Annotated in this window: 6 protein-coding genes; 2 read left to right on the top strand and 4 right to left on the bottom strand. The window is 71.9% G+C overall.

Annotation, left to right across the window (positions count from 1 at the left end; translation table 11 throughout):
- Positions 1-463: 463 nt before the first annotated feature.
- Positions 464-1,951, bottom strand: coding sequence for an NAD(P)H-hydrate dehydratase (locus ACQKIP_RS36755; protein ID WP_365862706.1), 1,488 nt, complete (start codon positions 1,949-1,951; stop codon positions 464-466).
- A gap of 49 nt (positions 1,952-2,000) precedes the next feature.
- Positions 2,001-2,369 carry a holo-ACP synthase gene (locus tag ACQKIP_RS36750; RefSeq protein WP_365862708.1) on the bottom strand — a complete coding sequence of 123 codons (369 nt, stop codon included), beginning with the start codon at positions 2,367-2,369 and terminating at the stop codon, positions 2,001-2,003.
- Between the two features lie 132 nt (positions 2,370-2,501).
- Between ACQKIP_RS36750 and coaA the strand changes: the two genes are divergently transcribed.
- Entirely contained in the window at positions 2,502-3,500 is a 999-nt protein-coding gene (gene coaA, locus ACQKIP_RS36745) for a type I pantothenate kinase (protein ID WP_365862710.1), read from the top strand.
- A 28-nt stretch (positions 3,501-3,528) separates the two neighbouring features.
- Positions 3,529-4,476 (top strand): DUF389 domain-containing protein, encoded by a 948-nt coding sequence (locus tag ACQKIP_RS36740; protein WP_365862712.1) that lies wholly within the window; start codon positions 3,529-3,531, stop codon positions 4,474-4,476.
- A gap of 19 nt (positions 4,477-4,495) precedes the next feature.
- Here the strand turns inward: ACQKIP_RS36740 and glmM are convergent, their stop codons facing one another.
- Both glmM and rpsI read right to left on the bottom strand, forming a co-directional pair.
- Positions 4,496-5,854 (bottom strand): phosphoglucosamine mutase, encoded by a 1,359-nt coding sequence (gene glmM, locus ACQKIP_RS36735; protein WP_365862714.1) that lies wholly within the window; start codon positions 5,852-5,854, stop codon positions 4,496-4,498.
- A gap of 89 nt (positions 5,855-5,943) precedes the next feature.
- The coding region (gene rpsI / locus ACQKIP_RS36730) for a 30S ribosomal protein S9 (RefSeq protein WP_427745133.1) at positions 5,944-6,330 on the bottom strand (387 nt) is incomplete at its 5' end.

The raw sequence follows: 6,330 nt of genomic DNA, 5'->3' as shown, positions 1-6,330 counted from the left end.
GCCCAACCCCCGTACGCCCGCACCCGGCATCGAGACGCGAGGGGACGTGTCGGTATTTCCGCCCGGAGCACAGCAAGCACCACTCCCCAGCCGAAGCAACAAAGCAGCCAGCACCCGATGGCGAGGACGGACATACCGACACGGCCCCGCACCCAACGACGAAGCAGCGCCACCGCACGCACGACGGCCCGCACCCGGAAGCGCTCGCGAGGGGACGTGTCGGTATTTCCGCCCGGAGCACGGCTCGCAACACTCCGGCCCCGAAGCAACCACGCGGCGCCCACCCGATGGCGAGGACGGACATACCGACACGGCCCCGCACCCACACACGAACCGACACCGCAGCACGCACGACGGCCCGCACCCGGCAACAAAACGCACCGGCACCCCCGCCCGGAGCACGGCAAGCGACACTCCCCCGCTGAAGCCGGACGCCAGTCCCCCGCCCAAACCGGACCAGCCGCTACTCCCCCCGAACATCCCGCCAAGCCGCAGGAACAGCCTCCGCCACATCATGCGCCCCCACCGGCGCCCCATCCGCCGCAAGCCGCCCCGCAAGGCCATGCAGATATGCCCCCACGGCCCCCGCGTCCAACGCCCCGAGCCCCGCCCCCAGCAACGCCCCGGCAAGCCCCGAGAGAACGTCACCGCTCCCCGCGGTGGCCAGCCACGGCGTCCCCGTCGGATTGACCCGCACCACCCCGCCCCCACCGGCGGCGGAAACCAGCGTCGTGGACCCCTTGAGCAGCACGGTCGCCCCGTACCGCCCCGCCAACTCCCGCACGGCGGCAAGGCGCCCCCGCTCGACCTCCTCCCGCGCGACCCCCAGCAGCGCCGCCGCCTCGCCCGCATGAGGCGTGAGCAAGGTAGGCGCGGCGCGCCCCCGCACCGCCGCCTCATCGGCGAGCCGCAGCCCGTCCGCGTCGATCAGCACGGGCACATCGGCGCCGATCACGTCCGCAAGCCGCTCGGAGTCGTCCCCCAGCCCCGGACCGACCACCCAGGCCTGCACCCGCCCCGCCTTGGACGGAGGCCCCGCGGACACCAGGGTCTCCGGGAACCGCGCGATGACAGCGTCCGCCGCATGCCCCACGTACCGCACGGCCCCCGCACCACCCCGCAGCGCACCGGCGACGCAGAGCACGGCGGCTCCGGGATACCGGGCGGACCCGGCGACGATCCCCACGACGCCCCGCCGGTACTTGTCGCTCTCCCCGGTCGGCATCGGAAGGAGCGAGGCCACATCGACGTACTGAAGCGCTTCGACCTCCCCCGCCGAAAAGCCCTCCCTCTCGGCAGATCCCCCGCCCCCGCCCCCGCCGGACCCCAGCACCACCCCGAGCCCGATGTCGACGAACCGCACGACCCCCGCGTACTCCCGCCCCGGATCCACCAACAGCCCCGGCTTGTACGCCCCGAACGTCACCGTCACGTCCGCCCGTACCGCCTCGCCGGCGACCTCCCCGCTGTCCGCGTCGACACCGCTCGGCAGGTCCACGGCGACGACCGCCGCCCCCGACTCACGTACAAGACCCGCCAGTCGGGAAGCCGGGGCCCGCAGCCCGCCCTTGCCGCCGATGCCCACGATCCCGTCCACCACCAGGTCAGCCCGCCCCAGGACCCCCTCGGCGCCTTCACCGGCGACGACCCGCCCCCCGGCCGCGCGGAAGGCCGCGAGCCCGCCCGCATGCACCCGTTCGGGCGAGAGCAGCACCGCGGAAACCCCCGCCCCGCGCCGGGCGAGCCGGGCCCCGGCGTACAGCGCGTCGCCGCCGTTGTCCCCGCTCCCCACGAGCAGCACGACCCGGGACCCATACACCCTGCCGAGCACCTCGGCACAGGCCACCGCGAGCCCCGCCGAGGCCCGCTGCATCAGGGCACCTTCCGGCACCTGGGCCATCAGCTCCCGCTCAGCGGCCCTGACCGTCTCCACCGAATACGCAGTACGCATGCCCCGAGTGTCACCCGGCGCCCACCCCGCAGCAATCAGCCCCCGGCCATCAGCCCTCGGCGATCACCACGGCGGAAGCCACCCCCGCGTCATGGCTGAGCGACACATGCCACGACCGCACCCCCAGCTCGGCGGCCCGCGCGGCCACCGTCCCCTTCACCCGCAGCCGCGGCTGCCCGCTCTCCTCGACGAACACCTCCGCGTCCGTCCACCGCAGCCCCGAAGGCGCCCCCAAAGCCTTGGCCAACGCTTCCTTGGCCGCGAACCGGGCCGCGAGCGAGGCGACCCCCCGCCGCTCCCCGCTCGGAAGCAGCAGCTCACGCTCCACGAAGAGCCGCCCCGCCATCCCGGACGTACGCGCGAGCGCCGCCTCGAACCGCTCGATCTCGGCCACGTCGATTCCGACCCCAATAATCACGGGCAGCAGCCTACGAGGCCGGGCACCACCACGGCTCAAGCCCCGCAGGGCGCCGCACCTTAACGGTTCAAGCCCCGCAGGGGGTGACGCACCCCACCCCCCGCCCCGTTCAAACAGCCGTAACAATGGACTGTGATCTCTTCGGTCTCCGTACCCCCGACGACCGCGCGGAGCGCCCACCGGCACCGGCCGGAGGCGACTCCCTACGTCGACCTCACCCGCACCGAGTGGAGCGCCCTGCGTGACAAGACGCCGCTCCCGCTGACCGCCGAGGAGCTGGAGAAGCTCCGCGGCCTGGGTGATGTCATCGACCTGGACGAGGTGCGGGACATCTATCTGCCGCTCTCCCGCCTCCTGAACCTCTACGTAGGCGCCACGGACGGCCTGCGCGGCGCGCTCAACACCTTCCTCGGCGAGAAGGGCTCCCAGTCGGGCACGCCCTTCGTCATAGGGGTCGCGGGCTCGGTGGCCGTCGGGAAGTCGACCGTCGCCCGCCTCCTCCAGGCCCTGCTCTCCCGCTGGCCCGAGCACCCGCGCGTGGAGCGCGTGACGACGGACGGCTTCCTGCTGCCCACCAGGGAGCTGGAGGCCCGCGGCCTGATGTCCAGGAAGGGCTTCCCGGAGTCGTACGACCGAAGGGCCCTGACCCGCTTCGTTGCGGACATCAAGGCGGGCAAGGACGAGGTGACGGCGCCCGTCTACTCCCACCTGATCTACGACATCGTGCCGGACCAGCGCCTCACCGTCCGGCGCCCCGACATCCTCATCGTCGAGGGCATCAACGTCCTCCAGCCGGCCCTTCCCGGCAAGGACGGCCGCACCCGCGTGGGCCTGGCCGACTACTTCGACTTCAGCGTGTACGTGGACGCCCGCGCCGAGGACATCGAGCGCTGGTACCTGAACCGCTTCAAGAAGCTGCGCGCCACGGCCTTCCAGGACCCGTCCTCGTACTTCCGCAAATACACCCAGGTCTCGGAGGAAGAGGCCCTGGACTACGCCCGTACGACCTGGCGCACGATCAACAAGCCCAACCTCCTGGAGAACGTGGCCCCCACGCGCGGCCGGGCCGCCCTGGTCATCCGCAAGGGCGAGGACCACAAGGTGCGGAAGCTGAGCCTGCGCAAGCTGTAGCCGCCCGCCGCCCGGATAGCCTGCGCGCATGCTGCATCTGCGCCTGATCACCCCGGCCGACACGACGGACGCCGTGGTGCGCCTGATCGAGAGAACGGTCGGCGCCACGCACCTGGCCGTCATGCCGGGCGCCGCCCGCGACCCCGCGGGCGACGTCGTGACGTGCGACGTCGCACGTGAGGCGGGCGACACGCTGATCAGGGAGCTGCGGACGCTCGGCATCGACGAGACGGGCTCGATCGCCCTGGAGAACATCGACCTGTCGCTGTCCTCGCGCGCGGACAGGGCGGAGGACGAAGCCCCTGGCGAGGGCTCCGACGCGGTCCTGTGGGAGCAGCTCTCCGACGTGACGCACGAGGAGTCGACGCTCTCGGTCACATACCTGGCATTCCTCACGATCGCCACGATGATCGCGGCCTGCGGCGTGGTCCTCGACAACGCAATCCTGATCGTGGGCGCGATGGCGGTGGGCCCCGAGTTCGGCCCGCTGGCGGGCTTCTGCACCGCACTCGTCCAGCGCGCCCCGAGACTGGCCATGCGCTCGCTGATCGCGCTGCTCGCGGGCTTCGCCGTGGCGATGGTGGTCACCGTCGGCTTCAGCTTCTTCATGGACGCGATGGACCTGTTCAGCGACGACGCCCTGAAGTCGGATCGCCCGAACACGAACTTCATCTACCGGCCCGACTGGTTCTCGTTCGTCGTGGCCGTCCTCGCGGGCGCGGCGGGCACGCTCTCGCTCACGTCCGCCAAGTCGGGCGCCCTGGTGGGCGTGGCGATCTCGGTGACGACGGTCCCGGCCGCCGCGAACGCGGCCGTCGCCTTCAGCTACGCGGAGTACAAGCAGGCCTGGGGCTCCACCGAGCAGCTCCTGCTCAACCTGCTGGGCATCATCCTGGCCGGCACGCTCACGCTGCTGGCCCAGAAGTTCTTCTGGGCCAGACAGCACGAACGTACGGCGAAGAAGCGCCCGGCCTGACCGGGCGCGGGCAACTTCCCTAGCCCAGGGCCGACTTCACCACGTCGGCGAGGCGGCTCGCCACGGACCTGGCCTGCTCGATGTCGGCGGCCTCGACCATGACGCGCACCAGCGGCTCCGTGCCGGACGAGCGCAGCAGCACCCGGCCCGTCGCGCCCAGCTCACGCTCGGCCTCGGCGACGGCGGCCGTCAGCTCGGCGGAGGTCGTGACCCGCGACTTGTCGACGTCGGGCACATTGATGAGGACCTGCGGAAGCCGCTCCATGACCCCGGCGAGCTCCGCGAGGCTGCGCCCGGTCTCGGCGACGCGCGCCGCGAGCAGCAGCCCGGTCAGCGTGCCGTCACCGGTGGTCGCGTGGTCCAGGACGATGACGTGCCCGGACTGCTCGCCGCCGAGGGCGAAGCCGTGCTCCTTCATCGACTCGAGGACGTAACGGTCGCCGACGGCGGTCTGCACCAGGGAGAGCCCTTCGCGCTCCATGGCGAGCTTGAAGCCGAGGTTCGACATGACCGTGGCGACCACGGTGTCCGAGCGCAGGGTGCCGTGCTCGCGCATGGCGAGCGCGAGGACGGCGAGGATCTGGTCGCCGTCGACCTCGGCGCCCGTGTGGTCCACGGCGAGGCAGCGGTCCGCGTCGCCGTCGTGCGCGACACCGAAGTCGGCGCCGTGCTCGACGACGGCGGCCTTGAGCAGGTCCAGGTGCGTGGACCCGCAGCCGTCGTTGATGTTCAGGCCGTCCGGCTTCGCGCCGATCGTGATGATCTCGGCACCGGCGCGCGCGAACGCCTCGGGCGAGACACGGGCGGCGGCGCCGTGCGCCTCGTCGAGGACGATCTTCAGTCCGTCGAGGCGGTTGGGCAGCACGCCCAGGAGATGCGCCACGTACTGGTCGAGACCCTGGTCGTACGTCCGCACACGGCCGACGCCCGCGCCCGTGGGGCGCTGCCAGGGAGCGCCGGTGCGGTGCTCCTCATACACGGACTCGATGCGGTCCTCCAGCTCGTCGGCCAGCTTGTGGCCGCCGCGCGCGAAGAACTTGATGCCGTTGTCCGGCATGGCGTTGTGGCTCGCGGAGAGCATCACGCCGAGGTCGGCGCCCAGCGCACCGGTGAGATGCGCCACCGCGGGGGTGGGCAGCACACCGACGAGCTGGACGTCCACGCCCGCGCTCGCGAGACCTGCGACCACCGCGGCCTCCAGGAATTCCCCCGACGCGCGGGGATCCCTGCCGACCACCGCGACCGGCCGATGGCCCTCGAACGTGCCCGCTTCGCCGAGCACATGAGCCGCCGCCACGGAGAGCCCGAGCGCGAGCTCGGCCGTCAGATCCGCGTTCGCGACGCCGCGCACGCCGTCCGTGCCGAAGAGTCGTCCCACTGCTGTCCTCCTCCAGGGTTTCCGATAGACGAACGCCCCGGCAGCACACAACGTGCCGCCGGGGCGAACGAACAGTACAAGCAGGCAGATTAGCGCTTGCTGTACTGGGGAGCCTTGCGGGCCTTCTTGAGACCGGCCTTCTTGCGCTCGACCGCACGGTCGTCACGCTTGAGGTAACCGGCCTTCTTGAGGGCGGCGCGGTTGTTGTCGACGTCGGCCTCGTTCAGCGCACGGGCGACACCGAGACGGAGCGCACCGGCCTGGCCGGAGACGCCGCCACCCGAGATGCGGGCGATGACGTCGTAGCGGTCGTCGAGCTCGAGCACCTTGAAGGGCTCGTTGACTTCCTGCTGGTGGACCTTGTTCGGGAAGTAGTCCTCGAGCGTGCGCCCGTTGACCTTCCACTTGCCGGTGCCCGGAACGATCCGGACGCGGGCGATGGCGTTCTTGCGACGGCCCAGGCCGGCGGCCGGCTG

This window comes from Streptomyces sp. NPDC059900 (genome assembly GCF_050270335.1).
In the GTDB taxonomy this organism is placed as follows: Bacteria; Actinomycetota; Actinomycetes; order Streptomycetales; family Streptomycetaceae; genus Streptomyces.
This window is presented reverse-complemented; position numbering and strand designations above follow the sequence as displayed.

What these genes read in the sequence shown, in the direction of transcription:
- ACQKIP_RS36755 (WP_365862706.1), bottom strand. Translation starts at nt 1,951, where the DNA reads ATGCGTACTGCGTATTCGGTGGAGACGGTCAGGGCCGCTGAGCGGGAG.
- ACQKIP_RS36740 (WP_365862712.1), top strand. Translation starts at nt 3,529, where the DNA reads ATGCTGCATCTGCGCCTGATCACCCCGGCCGACACGACGGACGCCGTG.